This is a genomic window from Natronorubrum bangense (genome assembly GCF_004799645.1).
Classification (GTDB): Archaea; Halobacteriota; Halobacteria; order Halobacteriales; family Natrialbaceae; genus Natronorubrum; species Natronorubrum bangense.
In genome coordinates this window covers 1-18,185 of record NZ_CP031309.1, presented here as the reverse complement: position 1 = coordinate 18,185, position 18,185 = coordinate 1, and the positions used below count along the sequence as shown (strand labels likewise).

The 18,185-nt window shown below is 55.4% G+C and carries 18 protein-coding genes and 2 pseudogenes; 6 read left to right on the top strand and 14 right to left on the bottom strand.

The genetic code is table 11. The features are described from left to right. Positions 1-406 precede the first annotated feature (406 nt). On the top strand, positions 407-1,567 hold the full coding sequence (locus DV706_RS20940) for a tyrosine-type recombinase/integrase (RefSeq protein ID WP_006065849.1): 1,161 nt from the start codon (positions 407-409) through the stop codon (positions 1,565-1,567). A gap of 311 nt (positions 1,568-1,878) precedes the next feature. On the opposite strand, the gene DV706_RS20935 is transcribed toward DV706_RS20940, so the two are convergent. Continuing rightward, a complete protein-coding gene (locus DV706_RS20935; RefSeq protein ID WP_006065850.1) occupies positions 1,879-3,081 on the bottom strand; it encodes a Cdc6/Cdc18 family protein in 1,203 nt (400 codons plus the stop codon). 338 nt (positions 3,082-3,419) lie between these two features. Between DV706_RS20935 and DV706_RS20930 the strand changes: the two genes are divergently transcribed. Continuing rightward, positions 3,420-3,734: a hypothetical protein gene (locus tag DV706_RS20930; protein ID WP_006065851.1), complete on the top strand. Its 315-nt coding sequence runs from the start codon at positions 3,420-3,422 to the stop codon at positions 3,732-3,734. A gap of 1,333 nt (positions 3,735-5,067) precedes the next feature. Continuing rightward, on the top strand, positions 5,068-5,865 hold the full coding sequence (locus DV706_RS20925) for a DUF429 domain-containing protein (RefSeq protein ID WP_083902027.1): 798 nt from the start codon (positions 5,068-5,070) through the stop codon (positions 5,863-5,865). A 142-nt stretch (positions 5,866-6,007) separates the two neighbouring features. Here the strand turns inward: DV706_RS20925 and DV706_RS20920 are convergent, their stop codons facing one another. Next, positions 6,008-6,823: an SDR family NAD(P)-dependent oxidoreductase gene (locus DV706_RS20920; RefSeq protein ID WP_006065853.1), complete on the bottom strand. Its 816-nt coding sequence runs from the start codon at positions 6,821-6,823 to the stop codon at positions 6,008-6,010. A gap of 213 nt (positions 6,824-7,036) precedes the next feature. Between DV706_RS20920 and DV706_RS20915 the strand changes: the two genes are divergently transcribed. Then, on the top strand, positions 7,037-7,681 hold the full coding sequence (locus DV706_RS20915) for a nitrous oxide reductase accessory protein NosL (protein WP_006065854.1): 645 nt from the start codon (positions 7,037-7,039) through the stop codon (positions 7,679-7,681). A 532-nt stretch (positions 7,682-8,213) separates the two neighbouring features. Here DV706_RS20915 and DV706_RS22620 read toward each other — a convergent pair. Together DV706_RS22620 and DV706_RS22615 are read right to left on the bottom strand one after the other, a co-directional pair. Then, positions 8,214-8,687: a transposase gene (locus DV706_RS22620; protein ID WP_240756977.1), complete on the bottom strand. Its 474-nt coding sequence runs from the start codon at positions 8,685-8,687 to the stop codon at positions 8,214-8,216. After that, the gene (locus tag DV706_RS22615) at positions 8,633-9,328 is read right to left on the bottom strand and encodes a hypothetical protein (RefSeq protein WP_240756980.1); all 696 of its coding nucleotides are present in this window, start codon (positions 9,326-9,328) and stop codon (positions 8,633-8,635) included. Before DV706_RS22615 ends, DV706_RS22620 begins: the two co-directional genes overlap by 55 nt. Positions 9,329-9,441: 113 nt before the next feature. Here DV706_RS22615 and DV706_RS20900 point away from each other — a divergent pair, with 113 nt between their 5' ends. After that, positions 9,442-9,792, top strand: a complete 351-nt coding sequence (locus DV706_RS20900; RefSeq protein WP_006065855.1) for a cupin domain-containing protein — start codon at positions 9,442-9,444, stop codon at positions 9,790-9,792. 222 nt (positions 9,793-10,014) lie between these two features. On the opposite strand, the gene DV706_RS20895 is transcribed toward DV706_RS20900, so the two are convergent. The 9 genes and pseudogenes from DV706_RS20895 to DV706_RS22205 all read right to left on the bottom strand — a co-directional run bounded on the left by DV706_RS20895 (position 10,015) and on the right by DV706_RS22205 (position 16,955). After that, positions 10,015-11,532 (bottom strand): RAD55 family ATPase, encoded by a 1,518-nt coding sequence (locus DV706_RS20895; RefSeq protein WP_006065856.1) that lies wholly within the window; start codon positions 11,530-11,532, stop codon positions 10,015-10,017. A 78-nt stretch (positions 11,533-11,610) separates the two neighbouring features. After that, positions 11,611-12,018, bottom strand: coding sequence for a hypothetical protein (locus tag DV706_RS22235; RefSeq protein WP_240756975.1), 408 nt, complete (start codon positions 12,016-12,018; stop codon positions 11,611-11,613). A gap of 49 nt (positions 12,019-12,067) precedes the next feature. Next, positions 12,068-12,910 carry a hypothetical protein gene (locus DV706_RS22230; RefSeq protein WP_240756973.1) on the bottom strand — a complete coding sequence of 281 codons (843 nt, stop codon included), beginning with the start codon at positions 12,908-12,910 and terminating at the stop codon, positions 12,068-12,070. Positions 12,911-13,008: 98 nt separating this feature from the next. Next, entirely contained in the window at positions 13,009-13,176 is a 168-nt protein-coding gene (locus DV706_RS22225; protein ID WP_240756971.1) for an archaellin/type IV pilin N-terminal domain-containing protein, read from the bottom strand. Continuing rightward, positions 13,173-13,397 (bottom strand): hypothetical protein, encoded by a 225-nt coding sequence (locus DV706_RS22220; protein ID WP_240756969.1) that lies wholly within the window; start codon positions 13,395-13,397, stop codon positions 13,173-13,175. The genes DV706_RS22225 and DV706_RS22220 overlap by 4 nt, the downstream gene beginning before the upstream one ends. Continuing rightward, on the bottom strand, positions 13,390-14,643 hold the full coding sequence (locus tag DV706_RS22215) for a type II secretion system F family protein (RefSeq protein WP_240756967.1): 1,254 nt from the start codon (positions 14,641-14,643) through the stop codon (positions 13,390-13,392). Before DV706_RS22215 ends, DV706_RS22220 begins: the two co-directional genes overlap by 8 nt. 733 nt (positions 14,644-15,376) lie before the next feature. Then, a pseudogene (locus DV706_RS22610) lies at positions 15,377-15,424 on the bottom strand (hypothetical protein); the annotation flags it as partial. Positions 15,425-15,633: 209 nt separating this feature from the next. Further along, positions 15,634-16,170: pseudogene (locus DV706_RS22210) on the bottom strand (type II/IV secretion system ATPase subunit); the annotation flags it as partial. Further along, complete coding sequence (locus DV706_RS22205; protein ID WP_240756965.1) at positions 16,143-16,955, bottom strand: hypothetical protein; 813 nt, start codon at positions 16,953-16,955, stop codon at positions 16,143-16,145. The pseudogene DV706_RS22210 and the gene DV706_RS22205, both read right to left, overlap by 28 nt. Positions 16,956-17,185: 230 nt before the next feature. Between DV706_RS22205 and DV706_RS20875 the strand changes: the two genes are divergently transcribed. Further along, positions 17,186-17,650, top strand: a complete 465-nt coding sequence (locus tag DV706_RS20875; protein ID WP_006065860.1) for a pyridoxamine 5'-phosphate oxidase family protein — start codon at positions 17,186-17,188, stop codon at positions 17,648-17,650. Positions 17,651-17,741: 91 nt separating this feature from the next. On the opposite strand, the gene DV706_RS20870 is transcribed toward DV706_RS20875, so the two are convergent. After that, on the bottom strand, positions 17,742-18,185 hold the full coding sequence (locus tag DV706_RS20870) for a pyridoxamine 5'-phosphate oxidase family protein (RefSeq protein ID WP_083902028.1): 444 nt from the start codon (positions 18,183-18,185) through the stop codon (positions 17,742-17,744).

The window sequence follows — 18,185 nt, the reverse complement described above, 5'->3', positions numbered from 1 at the left end:
GACAAAGTGGGGGGAGGGTGTTGTCGTCCGCATCTTTTTATACCTTCTCGAACTCCCGGTGACTTCTCTCGTTCTTTTGTCTCGGTTCCCCCTCAAGCTCTTTCCCGACCAAAGCACATCTCGAGGCCATATACGCTTGTTCTCTCTATAGATGAGTGGTCCAATTCCAGATCGAATTACCGTTCTCTCATCTCTCTCAACACACCACTATGTCCGCTGTTCTTCGTGACAGAGCCCAAATCGTGTCAAGAACAGCGGACGTGATGGTGTGTTCTTTTATTTCATGCTCCCATTGAGCGGGCGACTCGAGACTCGGTTCCGAGACGACTCGTCCGTTGGACGCTGATCGCTACGCATGGGTACATGCACGCTTATTGTCTACAATTCCGTTGAGTCACCGTAGCTGATGGCACCAAGCAGCTCTGGACCACTTTCTCAGGGGGATCCGCTCGAGGACGTTCTCGTGGCGTGTCTCGAGAACAAAGGGACACTGTCGCCGAACTATCGCCAGAACTTCGAGCGGGTCGTCACTGACTGGATCGGATTCTGTGAACGCCGTGACGTCGAGACGATTGGCGCTGTCACCGATCGAACGATGGCTGGCTATGCGAGTTACCTCGCACGGCGTATCGAGGCCGGCAAATCCAACGATGTCGACGGTGGGATCACTGAGACGACGGCCTGGACGTACTACGATTACGTCTCGGCGTTCCTGTCGTGGGCAGTCAAATGGGGCTACATCGCTGACAACCCAGCCGAGAAAGCACAGGCTCGAGATAGCATGCCCGACCGTCCCTCGAGTGGCGAGTACGATCGACAGTTCTGGCAGCCCGAGCAGCGACAGGCCATCTTAGAATACGTCCAACAGCGTGCTGCCAGCGCCTACCAGGACCCAGTCGCCCCGAAACCGATCTTGCACAAGCGCCTTCGGGATCGTGCACTCGTTGCGATGATCGCCTTTTCGGGCGTCCGTGGAGGTGAGGTCCTGAAGGATCCGGCCGACTCGCGCCGAACTGGACTGCAGTGGAGCGACGTCGACCTCGAGGAGGGTGTCTGCTGGATCCTCGGTAAAAACCAGAACCGTGAGCCGGCCCAGCTTCCGGGCCAGGTCGTAGCGCCGCTCGAGCGCTGGCGTGGTGCGTACGATCCGCCAAGCGATGCGTGGCCAGTCTTTCCTTCGATGCATGTCCCGACGCTTTCGAGACGGATTCGGACGGCGCTTGGCGCCGACGAACGCGATCAGCTGGTTGCACAGCACCATCACTGGGAGATCGCGCTCGAGTATGGCGTTACGCCGCCTGCGATCACGACTGAGGGTGGTCGATCCGTGCTGAAGCGACTGAGCAGGCAGGCGGCTGTCCCCGGGTTAGCGCTCGAGGACGGCGAGTATCTCACGCTCCACGGTGGGCGGCGTGGCGTCGGCGAACTCCTGTATCGAGAGGTGAGCCACGAGCAGGCCCAGCGGACGCTTCGACACGCTGATCCCCAGACGACGAGTGAAATGTACTCGCATATCGAAACAAGCGAATTAGCTGAGGACAACACTGCCGTGTTTGAAAACGAGTGACCGCTTCTCCTGTGTGAACTCGGGTGTGTCCACACTCGAGTAGCATGGCTTGCACCCACTGCTGACGCCTGTGGGTAGTACGGTGAACCACTCCGCCCTACCGCGTTCGGGCCTACTCGGTCCTCGCTTGTTGAGGACAGAGCTTCCTGTTTCTGTCTCAAAACTTGCAGGAACAGATCCCACAGCGTTCTCAATCCAGCACATTGCTGGTATTCCACCCGTGGTGGAAGCCCCGGCGTTCACGCCGTCCTCAGAACGCAAGCGTTCTGATGGGCATCACAAACCTCCGGTTTGCTCAACGGGCGAGGATGTCACTCAAAAAGATCTCTGGCTCGAGAGTCTTCAGAGAGCGCTTCAGTAACCAGTTCTGACCGAATCGAAAATTGATACTGGTAGTATGAGCCGCCTTTCGGACCCTTGTTCTTTTCTTCGACATCAAGGAAGCCTTTCAACGTCAACTGGGAGAGACGATCGTGAACCGTCCGATCGGTACGGGGATCGATATCGATCTGGTTCGCTGCGATCCGATACCGCTTGTAAATCGCTGATCGCTTCGCTGGGAGTTCGTCTTCGGCTTCGAGCACCAACAATGCGTATAATGTAAGCTTCGAATGTGTTGGTACTCGCAACAACTCCTCCCATACCTTGTCGCGTTCTACTGCTCGATCGGCCTCTCGCACATGACGCTCAGTCACCATTTCTGCGTCTTCATCTCGAGCGAGATCTCCCGCTTTATACAGTCGGCGAAGCGCCTGCCGTGCCGATCCACTACTCTGCCCGGCGAATGCCGCAGCTAACGGGATTACGTTCTCGTCGAGGACGTCCTCATGGAACGCTTTGCCAGATCGCTGCTCAAGAATGCGCCGAAGCTGATTCGCGTCGTACGGTGAAAACAAAATCTCTTCATCACAAAGCGAGTCTTTCACTCGAGCCGAGAGATTATCTCGAAATGTGAAATCGTTAGAGATTCCGATAACGCCGATCTGGGTACTCTCAACGAGATTATTGTCGTTTGCCCGCGGAACCTGGTAGAGAATATCGTCGTCGTTTCCAATCGAGTCCACTTCGTCTAACACAATCAGGCAGTGAGTAGCCTCGAGATCGTTTAGATGGTCCCAGAGCATCTGATTGATCATCCCCGTGGGGTAGCCAGTAGTCTTTATCTTGTCATCGGGTTGCCGAAACTCGTTTATGAGATTTGCGGCGACTTGATAGCTTGAAGACAGCGATTTGCAGTTGAGAAAGACAGTGTGTAGATCGACATCTTTCATCGACTCGAGATCAGTGGAAAGGCGCTCGAGAACCAATTTTGTTGCGAGCGTCTTCCCAACGCCGGTCTGTCCGTAGAGAAAGAGGTTCTTCGGTTGGGCACCATTCACGACTGGCCGGAGAGCGGATTGATAAGCCATCAACTCCTCATCTCGTTCGATTAACGTCTGTGGGGTGTGACTATCGCGGAGGACGTTCTCGTCTTGAAAAATGGTCGAGTCACGAGTAAACGGCTCAAGTCCCATTGCGAATAACATTCAACCTCTCTATAATAAAACCACTTGTTCACGAGTTTCACGAGTTTCACGAGTCTCATTCGATGAACGGGATACCATCTTACTCCACCCCCACCCCCCACATTTCACGAGTGTTTAGCACCGAGTGGAGGGGAAACTTTGGGATCAGAGATATTTAATCTGGGAAAATTATAAGACACTATGAAGACAACCAGACACGTAGTAACGATATAATTCTTTTTTCACCAGACGAAAGTCTCTAAAAGAACTCTCAGACATTGTTTCTGTTCTAACCTTCTGTTTCTAACTCTCGTGAAAAGTGGGGGGAGGGGGCGAAATCCAGCGTCGTGTCGTCTCGACTCGGGTGTTCACGTTACTTCCACTTCGAGATCGGAAACCCTCTTTCGTCGCCGTCCCGAGCGAAGACAAAGATAATCCCTTTCGGACCGACCAGGTACGGTCGTTCCGACGTCATCGTCCTCGAGATCATCTCGGAGGACAAGCGTGAGTGCGAGTACCTGATCGTCGAGGTGAAGAATGGTTCCAACGAGGACGGGGATTACTTCGGCTCTGAGTGGAACAGTCTTCTGGTGGTTCAAGATCTCGCTGAGGAGACTGCCTCACTCGAAAAACAATCTGATCGCGAGATTGCCATTCTTTAGGCTTCTGAGTTGGAGAACGAGTTAGAAACGATTCTCCATGAGGTTGTGTAACAGTAGCTAGTAGTACAATCACTTTACTTAGAATCATACATTAAACTCAATCGGGCAGTTCGATAACTACGTGTACTTATTTGCAGTTTTCTAAATTACAAATATTATAGCTCACAATACTGTTATAATCTCTGAAAACGTAATAGTAAGGGTTTGACTCAGTTCAATTGTACTGGCTCTAACCAAATCTTTGATATAACTAGAATACAGACATACATAGAATTATTATAATATTTTCTACATATTCGGTGAGGGAGATGGGTCAATGTGCTCAGAGGTCCGTCGTGCACTTTTCAGCCGCTGTATTGCTCAGTTTCGACAGAAGAAGCGGAGCTCCAGCAGTAACGGCATAGGTGCCGTCATTTGCGATTATTTTGTAGTGACAAATTTCAGTCTCGTTCTGATCTCTACTCTTTCGATTTCAAGGGTTTTACTACTCCGTCGGGTACAATTCCTGGCTTAGACTGTATTCTGAATCACGTCGACCTCCTTATTACGTCCTAAGAAGTGCCCGACGGGGCTATTAGCTTATTTGAAGCCGTTTAGGCTGTCCTGTACCTCCAGAATCATCCAAAGAAAGGCTAGGGTACAACGGTGCAAACGCCGCTGTCTCTCTCTAACCGATGGGCTATCAAACGATGAGAATCCGAACTCAAAATATCAGAAGTCACCCATAGAATTGTGATGCGATTTGCGGCGATGTTTGTTGTCTGTTCTCACCAGGAAGTCACAATCCAAGACCAGCAAGATACTCAATCCGTCGGAAAAAACGGTTCAGTGAGAAAGAACTAGAGACTCCTGTTGGACTAATGATGGCCGGTGGATTGAAGAGTGGCCGCGCCGCTGTGTGAACCTCGAGGATCTTCGAACTGTTACTACGGTCTCTTTGAGGACGGTTTGTTGGACTGAAAAACAGTGCCAGTCAGTGCATTGCAATAGAACGAGCGGTAGCGAGAGGTGCTGACTATTGAATATCTTACTGATCAGACAATTTCACCGACGGAGATGTGCGTTCACGAGCAGTGGTTCCTCAATCTGAATAAAGAAACCTGGTAATGTACTAGTTGGGGGAACTGATAAAAACATCTGCTTGCGGTTCTGCTGCCATCTGCAACCCTCCTTCGACTATCAGTGAGTCGTTCCGCGAGCGTGTTCGGACCATCCAGATTCAGTTCACCGTCGAGGTTCTCGATGAGAATCTGTAGCACACGGACGAACACCGTCGAATAATCTGTTGCCCGGCCATAGATAGAAGTCAGTTAGCCATAGAGTCAAGGTACGGATGTGTTCACAATACGTTGGGGTTGACTGGTCATCTGGTGAGTGGGTTTCGATAGCGTATACGGAAGAGTCAGACCCCCCATCAGTTGCGGTATTCGATGAAATTGCTGAGGTGTGGGATCACTATGGCACATCCGCGCGTCGCATTGTCGTCGACGTCCCGATCGGGCTCTGTGAATCGCTCGAATCAGATGCGTGTTCGTGCGTCGAGGAAGACGGAGAACTCTCTCGGCGGTGTGACGACCTCGCCAGGACCGTTATCGGATCACGATACAGGTCGGTGTTCACTGCGCCGGCACGAGAAGCCGCAAAGTTAGCCGCAGCTGGTGCAGATCATAGCGAAATCAGCGATAGGAACGAAGAACTGACCGGAAAACGGCTGACACAACAGGCAGCCAGTATCTCAGCGGGAATCGTCGAGGTGGATGACCTCCTCCTGTGCGATGGCAACCCAGAGGTTCTGGTCGAAGGACATCCGGAAGTGTGCTTTCGTGCACTGAGTGGCTCACCACTCGAGCACAGCAAACATACCGCAGCTGGTGTCGAGGAACGACTTGCTGTGCTTAGAGGCGTCGATGAGTACACATGTGAAGACTGGCAGAGGGTTGCTCGAGAGCTTGGAAGAGAGGGGCACAGAATCGGCCTCGATGACGTGTTAGATGCATTTGTGCTCGCACTCACAGCCTGTGCTCCAGTAGCGGAGTTCCGCCGACTCCCATCGGACCCGCCACGTACTGACGCCGAAGGGCTGCCGATGCAAATGGTCTACCGAAGTGAAACTCAACTCACTCACGAGTAGGCGCTGTATCCCCTCCCTGCTCGCTTCGCTCGCTCAGAAAGGGGGCTTAGCGCCTCGATTCAGCTAACTAGTACCTCCGTGTTCACTGCGTCCACCTGATGGGCGCATCGATCTGGCGGCCGATGCTCAGCTCGTGACGTGATCACTGGGAACCCGACCACAGCCGCCGGGTGATCTTGGCGGCGAGTCGACGGGGGAGCAGCCGGGAGAGGTAATAACGAAGCCGATCCCGTCGGCCGGGGACAACGATTTGTTTCCCGGCCATCGCTCCCTCGTAGCCAGCCTTGGCCACGAGCTCGGCCTCGAGCAAGTCGCCGCGGGCGACCGCCGAGCGTTCCATCCCGCCGCGTTGCATGAACGCCGTATCCGTCTCGCCGGGACAGAGCGCTGTCACCGTGATCCCTTCCTCAGAGAGTTCCTCGGCCAGCGCCAGCGAGAACGAGCGGACGTACGCCTTCGTCGCACCGTAGACGGCTGCCGTCGGCGTCGGGACGACCCCTGCCATCGACGCGACGTTGAGGATCCGTCCACGGCCGCGCTCGCACATCCCCTCGAGGAAGTGGTCGGTCAGCGACGTCAGCGCCTCGACGTTGAGTCGGATCATCGCGCGCTCGTCGGCCCAGTCGGTCTCGGCGAAGGGTCCGTAGACGGGGACGCCGGCATTGTTGACCAGCGTGTCGACCACACGACCCGTCTCCGCCACTCGATCAGCGATGCGAGCGGGCGCGTCCGGATCAGTCAGGTCGAGTGCGACAGTTGCCACGACGGTCCCGGGTTCGGACGCGAGATCGCGCTCGAGAGCGGCCAGACCCGCCTCGTCGAGATCGACGGCGATCACATCGTGGCCGTTTCGGGCAAACTGCCGGCTCAACTCGCGACCGATACCGGAAGCCGCGCCGGTCACAAGCGCGACGCCGAGCCGTTCGGGCCGACTCGAACCTGCGGATCGATCGTTCATGGGTAGGACTGTGCGTGGGCCGACCTAATACTTCCTCCAGTGGGCGTGTCCTAGTGGCGGGCACCCCCTCGTTTGAACGAGGATTACCAACTCGAGATGCGACAAACCATAATATTTCCACAAGTAGCGTGAAACAGTTGTGGTTCATTCCTCGAAATCGTTCGACGTGTGGACCATATTCGATTTACCGCATCGGTGGATACTGGACAGTGTATGACATCTGGGGAACGCGCAGTCGACAGACGCTGGGTACTCGGAACGATTGGTATCGGTGCAGCGGCCGGGCTCGCTGGCTGCCTCGGCGACGACGATGACGACGACACCGAAGGGATCGACGATGGTGACGACAACAGGAACGGTGACGAGGCCAACGGCGACGAGTCGACCCTCTCCGAACCCGTCGACTTTCCCGAAGACGAGGACGAAGGGGAGTGTGCGGTCTGCAGTATGGTCGCCGCGGAGTACCCCGACTGGAACGCACAGGTCGTCCACGAGGACGGCCACCGGGAGTACATGTGTTCGAAAGGCTGCCTGACGGCCTACTACTTCGCCCCCGAGAAATTCACCAGTGGTGACCCCGACGAGGAAATCGCCGGCGTCTGGGCGACGTGTTTCCTGAGTGGCGAACTCATCGACGCCACCGAGGCGTACTTCGTCTACGAACAGGACAGGGACCGTCAGGACTTCCCGATGCCGATGGGGAGCCCCCTCGCCTTCAGCGATCGTGAGGACGCCGTTTCCTACGTCGAGGACTACGACGACCTCAACGAGGACGATCACGTAATCACCCTCGAGGACGTCGACCGTGAGGTCGCGGAGTTCTACAGGGAGCCCCGCCTCGAGGAGATGAGCGGTTGAGCATCCTCGGTGAGCCAGATCGCGTCAGCAGCCGGGTCTGTTTTTCGCTGTCAACTGCCCCGCGCACGGTGGTGCGGGGCTTGTCAGTGAACTCGGCCTCTAACCCCTAAAGGGTGAGTCGGTGTATCCGACTGACTCGGCGTCCTCGCTCCTGACTTCAGAGCGTATTGACTGACGCTCCTCCGACTGGACGGCTGATGGCCCCGCCGGAGATACAACTCCGCAACGTTCTTCGCCTCATTTCTGGTAATCCGCGTAGTTCGACTTCCCACACGATTGGCACTCGAACTGCCCACCGTGCCGGTTATGGGATGAACAGGCGCAAAACCCCGCCCTTCACAGTAGTTGCCGAAGCAACGGTCCAAACAATCTGAGAATCTTTTGTTCGTTCCAGTAGTTGGTGGTACCAGCATGCGATAGCTGAAGCGTCACGATCAAAGAAGCGAAGGAGCGCCGTACAGCGGCGCTCCGAAGCGTTGTCACTCGCTTTGCTTCTTCCTGACCGATCTGCTCGGTCGACTCAGAGAGCGGTCTATCCGTAGCCGGTCAGGAGCACGAATTCACGGAAGGTCCTCGTCGAGATCGATGGTTTTCCTGGAATCGCTCCCTCTGTAACGAGAACGTTCGCCAGAACACAGAGATTGTACAGCGCAACTGCGAATAGAAAGTAGAACAGCCGCACCGAGAACGTCGGCGACGACGTTCTCGGAAGAAAGTCTCCGATTTGGCGATAGGAGGTTTCAATTCCCCAGCGGCGGCGGAACGCCGCCGCGTACGCTCGAGCGGCCTCAGGTGCTATCTCTCGATTCGTGACAAACCACACGTGCTCGTCCTCTTTTGAGCGATGAGGGACTGCAAAGACTGTTACAGGTGCCGATGCGGTCGGTTTCCGCTTGCGCTGCATGAGATAGTCGTCGACAACAGTCTCAGCGCCGGCGCTGAGACGGTCTTTCATTCCTTTGCTCGGACGCGCACGAACGATGTAATCGACACCGAGCTGTTCCAATTCTGCGACAACGTGGACCTGGTAGAAGCCACGGTCGAGATAGATATGTGTCTGAGTGAGATGTACTGCTGGGCGGTATCCAGCAGCGTTCGAACGGCTTCGCGCTTGGCGCGAAAGCCGTTCTCTTCGAGCGGGAGCACCGCAAGCGTAAATCGTGTTCTAGGTGCCACGATACACAGTGTTGCAAAACAATACGTCCGATTCGTTTCCTGGTCAGGATAAGTGACGAGAACATGATCTGTCTCGGCTGAGCCATAGAACCGCCATTCGTGAAGGTCGATCGCGACGTCGACACAGCTGGTCAACAGTCGACGTTTCCGAAGGACCTCGAAGAGATCATCGCGGACGCCATCGAACTGCTCGTCGATGGCGTCCGCTTCCAGATTTCGAAGGTGGTAAAGGAGTGATTTTCCAAGTGGGTTTCGAGCTGTGGATGTGACGTCAACCGGCTCATTCCGATTCAACTGGTGTGTTTTTCCGCCTGTGTTGGCAAATTCCTGCTCGAAAGCGATACGAGAGAGGACTTCGAGAAAGTCCTCTCTCGTGTACGTCCCACAGGATTTGATCTCAAAGTCAAGTTCTGGATAAAGAAGGGGCGATGCGGCGTGACAGACCTGTTTTGCTTCGGTTGTCTTCACCATAGACACCCTCACCAGCAGCATTGTGAATTAGGTTCGGCGTCTACTGTTCAGAGCGGGGAGGATGTCAACTGTCGTAGAAGCGTTAAGCCGATCCAGTCCTGAAGCGATATTGCATGACTTGCGTTTCAATTACTGAGACAATCAATGATCTTGAACCGGACGCACTCCAACACAGAGATGTCCTCGATGCTGGGCCGATCACCGTTGAAGTTGGTAAGTACCCCGCCGACACCGCTGCCCCGAAGAACCCTCACAACGAGGTGGAACTGTATTACGTACTTTCGGGGTCGGGCAAAATGAGGATCGGCGATGAGACTTATGATATCGAAGCGGGCGACCTCGTCCACGTCGAACCCGCCCTCGAACACGACTTTTTCAAGATTACCGAAGATATTACCGTCCTGATTATGTTGGGGCCGACGATTAACCCCACCTCGTACAGTATTCGTGAGAAAGACACCTGAATATTAGGATATTCATAGGCGGTACAGGGCGGAAACCCTGACCCTTGAGATCGGGGCAGTTGACCAATTGAAAGTCAGTTCACAGATCTTCTTGGGGACCAGTTCACCGAAAGAGCGAGTGGAATCGCCACTGTGGGAAGACTTCTATGACACTCTTCTAGAGTGAACGGCGGTGTTTTGCGCCTGCTCCGCATATAAAATAGCGGAAGTCCTCGACTCTGATCACGTGACGACTCTGACGTACGGCGACCTATCGAGATATTCGATGAGTCGAACGGCCCCAACATCCCCGGTCGAACTCTTCCGGAGTTGGACGTACTGTAGTCCGCTGTCGTTCAACCACGTCTCGAGAACCTGTGATGCGGTATCGACATGAAACGTTGTGAGATCTTCCTGTAGGAGTGCTGGATTATGAATGTCGACGACGGTATCAGACGGGGAGAGGACAGTTGATTGGAGCCACGAGCAAACCCGTCGCGTTGGTTCCGCGCCGAGCATGTGTGCCAGCGTGTTCGTATCGAGTGCCATGACGACCCCGTCGCCACGGGAACGGTTATGGACCGTCGTCATTGCGTCTTTGATGCCACGCTCGTCCGCGATAGATTTGAAGATATTCTGGTGGTCTTCCCATACGCCGTTGTGGTCGAAGACGAACAGCCGATCGGCATCAAGGAGGTCGTCCATCGACGTGCCAAGGCGCTCGAAAACCGACTGTGGGAACAGTGGCTGTGAGTCGATACGGGGCAAGAGCGCGACCGACATGTCCGATGAAAGTAGATTCGAGAGAATGATGTAGAGAATCCCACCGACCTCGGCCTTTCCATCGTGCTGGAGAACCGTACTCTCGCCAGCTAAGAATCCGCCGCCAAGTAATGAATCCAATCCGTCAATGCCGGTTGGAATGTGGTTGGCGACCAGAAACTCGGAACTGAACGTCCGGTTTTCCGGGAGGATACGAATACCGCCGTTGTCGAAGACTAACTCGAACTGTCGAGAATCGTAATCGACACCGCGCATCTTTGTGACTTCGAGCAAGCGCCGGTCTGACCCGCGGAGCCGCTCGCGATGGAGGCGAATAACGCCGTGTAAGTTGTATTGGGTCAGTTCATCGGCGGAGAACTGGCCGAGGGGATTGTTGTCGTACTGTGGCTGTGATGATTCCGCAGTGAACACCGCTGTCGCGTCGTGATGATTGTTCAGGAGTTGGATAAGGTCCAACAGGAGTCGACGGTACGTGTTGTCGTTTTGACTGACGCTTTGGAGGCCGGAGATGCTGTCGATGACTACACGATCGCCAGACACGTTCAACCGAAAGAACTCGCGAAGGTTCGACGGGGAGAACTCAATGCGGTGGTCGTCAATCTCGTTGGTTCCCTCTAGCGTTCGGAGGAGATACTGTTCCCCGTCGTCAGATCGATCCGTGCCGTGCGTCTCGACGATCGTTCCCCGTTCATACTGTTCGGATCCACTTCCCGGACGAGCATGGAGTGAGATGACGGTCAGCAGCTCGTTTTCGAGATCGAACGAGAACGGCTCGAATGTATCACGCAACTCATCAAGTGTCTGTTCGGTACTTACGTACGTACAGGGTGATCCCTCCTCGAGTCCAGCCTGTAAGAAGTTCATCGAGAGTGTCGATTTGCCGGTTCCCGGTGGCCCAGTAACGAGGACCGTTCGATTCTCTTGGAACCCACCATCGAGGATCTCGTCTAACTTATCGATCCCCGTCGAAACAGCCATACCGTCTCTATGAATCCAGTTGTAATAATCTCGAGGGTGTTGAATGTCTGGTTTGAATGAACAAATTGCGGTGAATCGCTACGGTGAGTCAGGCACCCACTCGTCGGACGTACTCATACCATCGGTAGTGTAGACGACCGCACTGATTCGATACTCGCTACTGGATCCGGGGCCCGCTCGTCGCTCGAGTCGTTGTGTGACCGTCGCACTGGTGCCAGAAACCGTCGAATCGATCTCTGTCTCGAGGACGTCGCCGGTCGTCGAATCGATGAGCTCGAACTCGACACGTGAGAGATCAGCCTCGACACTCTCCATCTCAGCTGTCACCTCGTAACTATCGAACACTGGATTGCTCTGATCGTCGACGTTCGTGATCTGTATTGTCGGACCGTCCCGTTCAGATGGATCATCTGGCTCCGATTCATCAGCAGGATCTTCTAATTCCTCTTCAGTTGACTCACCCCAGACATGAAACGTAAACGTCACTGTTCGCTCGGCGGCACCGTCCCCAAACGTTGCCTCGACAGTTACTGGTTCACACCGTCGACAATCTCGGGTGCGTCATAAATGAAGGCCGTCCGGCCGTCGGTATCCGAGCGCTGATCGGGTGTTCGAACCGTACCCGGACCGGAGACGACATCGGCGGTGACCGAGACGCCGCTAACCGGATTGTCGAGTTCGTCTCGGGCTTCAGTGACGAGTCGTTGCTGGGTTCCCGCACGGATACTCGTCTCGTTCCTACTACATCGGTGAGGTATGTCGGTGTCTGTGCCACCGAGCTGTGGCCCACGCCAACCTGAGCGAGGTGGAGTTCATAGGTCGCATCTGGCTGTAACGTCACGGTGAGTTCGCCACACGACCCAGGCGCCTCGCTCGTACAGCTGTAGTCGGTGACGTAGCGGTCGTTGTCCTCGTCACCGTCCGGATCGTACTCGGACTCGAGCAGTGACTCCCACTCGGATTCGTCGAGGTCGGTTGGGAGCGTCAGCGTGATCGGGTTCTCGCGGTCGGTAACGGTGACCGTTCTGGTCTCGGTGCTCGAGGGAGTGAGATCGACGAGCGTTCGATCGACGCCAGTGTGGCGGTACTCACCCGAAACGCTCGTGAGTGAGAGTGTTCGACCGTCGATGACGCCGCGGTCTCCGGTTGCGATCGTCGTGTCATCAACTCGGTTGTACACGGCACCCAGTTCGAGCACCGTTTCCGGAGCGTTGTCGTACTCGTTGTAGTGTGGCTCGTAGATGATCTGACGCGTCGGGATCGACTTGTTCGAGCCGTTCCAGTAGTCGCCCGTCGCACCGTTCGCGTGGGCGCCGTCGATAGTTAGATTGCTCGCCGACGCTGTTCTGATAGTGCCAGATGCCGGTGGTGGATTCACCAGCACCACTCGAGACGGATAGCGCACGCCAGGGGTGATCGCGACGGACTCACCTGTCCCGGTCGTCGCCGTTCGCTCGATGCCTGCTGTGAGGTCTTTCAGTTCGCCCTGGACGTGTTGGTTGTGCTCGAACTCTGTCTGACCGTCAGGGCGGGCACCGCATTTAGCTGTAACAGACCAAGTAAGGCGACGAGGATCGCGAGTAAGAGAATGGCACCGATAAGCGGCGAGACGGCACGATCGTCGAATCCGTTGTGGAAGGTCATACGATGAGAAACACCCCGGTGATGAGTACCGTCAGCGCAATCGCATACTTCAGGCCACTCAGAAGGCTGTTTTCGGTGAGCTTGCCACCGATCAGTCCGGCCACGATCCCCTGAATAAGTGCCGAATGAAAGAAGACCGTTCGATACACGTCGACGTCGATCGAGAGTGTTGCTGGCGCCATCGCTGCTTGGTCAGTGTCGGGAACAGTAGTCTCAGCCATCGGTCCAAGGAAGCTTGCGTTCAATACGACGATGACGAACAGGTAGACAAGATCCGATGAAGACGATCGCCAGGTATGGGCTCACTTCACTTCGTCGAGCCGACTCCTGACGTGCGTAAATCCGCAACTCCTTGCCTGCGATTTCGAGGACCTCGTGCAGTTCGCCACTGATTCGATTACCCTCGGCGACGATCGTCAACGTCGGGGCGACTCGAGGGATCGGCAACCGATCAGCGAGGCGACGGAACGCCTTCGAGGGATCTTGGTTCCAGACAATATCGTTTCGAACCGTCGTAAGTTCGCCCTGCAATGGACTGCCGCCCGAACGTGATACTTGTTTGAACGCGGCAGTGAGCGGAACGCCCATGCGGTTTGCGTTCGCCAGTGTCTCCAGGACGTCCGGGAACTGGTCGATAACGGCGCGCTCACGCCGGCGGTTGCGTTCGTACAGTAATGAGATGGGAACAGTCGTGATGAGGCCCGGGAGAATAGCCAGCCAGACCGTCGTCCACACTGGTCGTGCAACGGTTTCGGTGGCCGTTGGCTGAACCACGCCGGCGAGGATGACACCGGCGGCAAAAAGAATCCCAAGTGGCGCTGTCAGGCCGAATCCGTATGCCGGCTGTCGGGTAACGTATTCGACTGCATTCGAGAGTCGCTCGCGGACTCTCGCCCGGAAGCGGGTCTGTTGGTACGCCTGATATCGAGGGTCGTCGTCCAGCGACGAATCGGTTGTGACCGGGCTGCCCTCACTGTGACCGTTCGTTCGCTGTGATGTGTCACTCGACACTGATGGGGTCAGCTGCTGTGGTTGTGCGACCAGATCGACCAGCAGGAAGAATCCAGCCGCACACAACGGCAAGACGACATAGATCACAACGATGATCTCGAGAACGCTGATCCCGCCGAGTAGGCCGATGACTAACAGCGTGATGATCAGAAACAACGGCCCGGCGACGAACGCGGCGATGAACACCTCGCTCAGTAAACCGAGCCGTTCGATAAACGTCTCCTGTTGCTGGAGGGCGAGCTCGGCCTGTTCGTCGATTTCATCCTCGAGAAATCTGCTGACGTCTCCGCCCGACTCCAGTACACCGAGGATATTGTCCAAGAACTGTTGAAGATTCTCGCTCGGCGTTTGATCGCTTGCTCGAGCAATCGCAGTCTGGAAGTCGGCACCGAGGAGATCCATCTCGCGAACGATCTGGCTGAACTCAGCTGCAATCTCTCCATACCTCGTCTTCATCCGCCAGCGACCGGATCGCGGTGATGATATCGACGCCGCCGCCGGTCATGGCATACAGAAATGTAACTGCTGAGGGCAGTCCAAGCCCAATCTCGCTTCGACGCGCTGCAACGAGGCGACGTGGCTGGTAATGAACCCGAAAGGCCCACACTGCGCTGCCACAAGCGAGCGCTCCGGCCGAGACGGAGCCGACGGCCAGCGCTGCCGTTCACCGATGTGAGGCCAGCCCCCTCAAATATAAAAGCATCAGCCAGGGCCACAACGGTGAGTACGACAGTGATGAGCATCGCGCCGCCGAGAGCGGCTTTCAGACTCGCCACGGCACTCTCTGCGAGGTACGCATCGACGGCCGTTGAAAGCCGAGCCTGTGCGAGCTGTCGCTCCAATCCAGTATACCGCTCCGAACGCCGTTTGAACCACGAACGTAGCCGACCGTGGTCGTTACTGAACGCAGCTCGGCCTCGCTCAGCTGCCGTTGACCTGTCGTCGACGCCGTTCGGCTCGTCATCGCCAGCAGTCCCGTCGAGCGACTGATCGTCGTCGACACGCCACGTGTCTCCGCTCACGTTGGCTCCTCCATCGACTCACGAAGTCTGGTCTCGAGGACGTTGTCGTGGACGAGGTCGACGACGGTATCGGGCTGGCGGGCGAACATCGTCGTTGCTCGGACGACCACATCGTAGTCATCGAGACCGTTCTCGAGTAGATACTCGAGGACGTCCCGTCGCCGCTGGAGTTCGGTTTCGACGCGGTTCGATGACCAGCCACGTTCCTCGCGGATGTCCTCGAGTGTTCGTGAGGTCCGTGCTTGGTCGAACCGGTCGGCAGCCGGATCACGCTCGAAGACCGCACTGGTCTGTAACGTCCCGGGTCGTCATTTCGGGAGATGATCTCGACGATTTCGTCGTTTCGGCGGACGGTTTGTCCATCGACACGGACCTGCTTCTGGATCGAGACGAGGTCGAGTTCGGCAAGCATCTGTCCGGGAACGGCCAGAGGCTCGTTTTGCATCCGACTCAATAGCCCCTGTATCGAGTTCGCGTGGAACGTCGTATACGCCGTGTGGCCAGTCGAAATCGCCTGGAAAAACGTCGAGGCGACCCGCGGATCCGTTCGAATCTCTCCGACAAGGATGTATTCGGGTCGCTGTCGTAGACTCGAGTTTAGGAGGTTGTACATCGACACTTCGCCGCGTTCCCGATCGCCAGTCGGCTCTCGTGAGACGCTTTGAATCCAGTTGTCGTGTGGTAACGACAGCTCGGGCGTATCCTCGATAGAGACGACCTTGCTCTGCGGTGGGATAAAAAACGACATTGAGTTCATGCTCGTCGTCTTTCCCGATCCTGTCGCCCCGGCGAACAACAACGAACGGTTGTTCTGGACGGCAAACCAGAAAAAGGCCATCTGCTCGACGCTGAACGTACCGAAGTCGACCAACTCGACTGGAGTAAACGGCGTGTCGGTAAAGTTTCGGATCGTGAAGTTCGATCCTCGTGTCGTCACGTCGCCACCCAGCGTTGCCTGCATGCGAGACCCATCAGGAAGACTCGCATCGACGAGCGGAGTCGATACTGAGAGATGTTTTCCGGCTCGTTGGCGAGTCGTAGGACGTACGAATCGAGTTGGTCTGCACCGAGTCGACGGTTTGTCGCCACGTTTCCGTGTTCGCGGTGATAGACGTACAACGGAATGTCTGCGCCGCTACACGAAATGTCTTCGACTGCTTCGGCACGCATCAACGGATCGATAGTCCCGTAGCCAATGAAGTCCCGACGCAGATAGTAGAGAATCTTGTGCAGCGATGTCTCTGAGACCGATTCAGCCTGTTTTTGAATAAGCTGTCTCGCTTTTTTGTCGAAAACCTGCTGAGACGGTCCTTCGCCGGTCTCGTCGGCGTACAGTAGTTTGCGTCGTAGTGTCTCCTCGAGGTCGTCACGAACGTACTGCTCGAACTGATCTAAGGTTGGTTCGACGACCCAGAGATGAGGCTCCTCTGTCGAACTGTCGAAGACGGTTGCAAGGTAGGCGTAGGGCTCGTTGACCCAAGTCCACTCCTCACAGCGGTATTGCTCGAGGTAGTCGAACTCAAAAAACGTCTCGTCGATTGTTGGCTCATGGGGCGGTTCGAGCGGGTCCTTCTCGAACAGCGGTCTCGAGTGCGTTTGTGCCGATGAGAGAATCTCATCAATAGCGTCGCTTGTCGCACCGTTGGTGATCGACTCAAATACAGTCGATTCTGTTGACACACTCTCTTCCCTGTCGGTCCCATTGTCGTCGTGTTCACGCTCGAATGCGGGCGTCTCGTCAGCCATGTTCGTATGTAGAGTCCATGCAGTTGGGTCGCATCACAATCAACAGGGAGTTGAATAGTGTCGATTACTAACTTATAGACTTAAACCCGTTTGAGACCAAACAAACAGTCACTCTACGGATCAGCGTTCTCTTCTCAGTGAACGACGAGGCTTTTGCCTCGAATTTCTGTAAGTCGTTGCACCGACACCACCACCGTGGTCTTTTTCTGCCTTGCTGATACGCTAGTGGCATGCACGACCAAATTGGCTACTCGCTGTCGACTGCTGAAGCGATCGCGTTTCTCGAGCAGCGAGGGAACGGAACGCTCTCTCTGGCGAACGAAAACCGGGCGTACGGACTACCAATCTCGTATGGCTACGACGAGGCCTACGATCGAATCGTAATAGAGTTCGTCTCGACTGACTCGAGCAAAAAAGAGCAGTTCGCCTCAACGAGCGAAGAGGTAACGCTCTCGACATACGACTTCCAAGATCAGACGACATGGGCGAGTGTCATCGTAACTGGGTCGATTCACCGTATCCCGCCAGAAAAAGTCTCGAACCGAGTTGCTGCCCTGTTTTTCAGTCGCGCCGACGACGCTGCGGGTGATGTCCGCTGGATGGACAAAGAGACGTTTGACAAATCCTGGTACGAAATCGAAATCGAGACGCTGTCCGGCCGTCGCGGTGAAAACGTGCCGACACAAGAAAATTGACATACTGCTTGCCCTGACGGACGATGCTTATACACATTAGGCGAGAAAACCCACGACTTTAGTCGGTGGGAGGATGTCACAAGAAGCCGCTCTACTTAATCGATGAAAACTCACGCCCTTCACAGTCTTCGGTGTTCAACCCAAATAGGCTCATCTCAATCTCTTCAAATGGGATTCCCCACATTTCTAAATCAGAAGCGAACTCAGCATTTGTGGCTAAACTCGAAAACGCCTCAACCTGATTCTCCTCAGAAATCTCGTATATTTCGCCAGTAACAACCACACTGCGCCATGTCTCAGGTACGTCTGAATCCTGTTCGTAGATGGTGAAGCAGACGTTCGAATTTGATCGAATTGCTTTGCTTTTCCGTCCTCCATACCCGGTTCCCCACTGCATCGCAAACGTCATTTCGTCACCCTGATACCCAAACGACATTGGAATCGCGTACGGAATCCCCTCGTCAACCACCGCTAGGACTCCGATTCCGTTCCGAACGAGCATCTCATCAATTTCGTCGCGTGATAATTCTCTCAT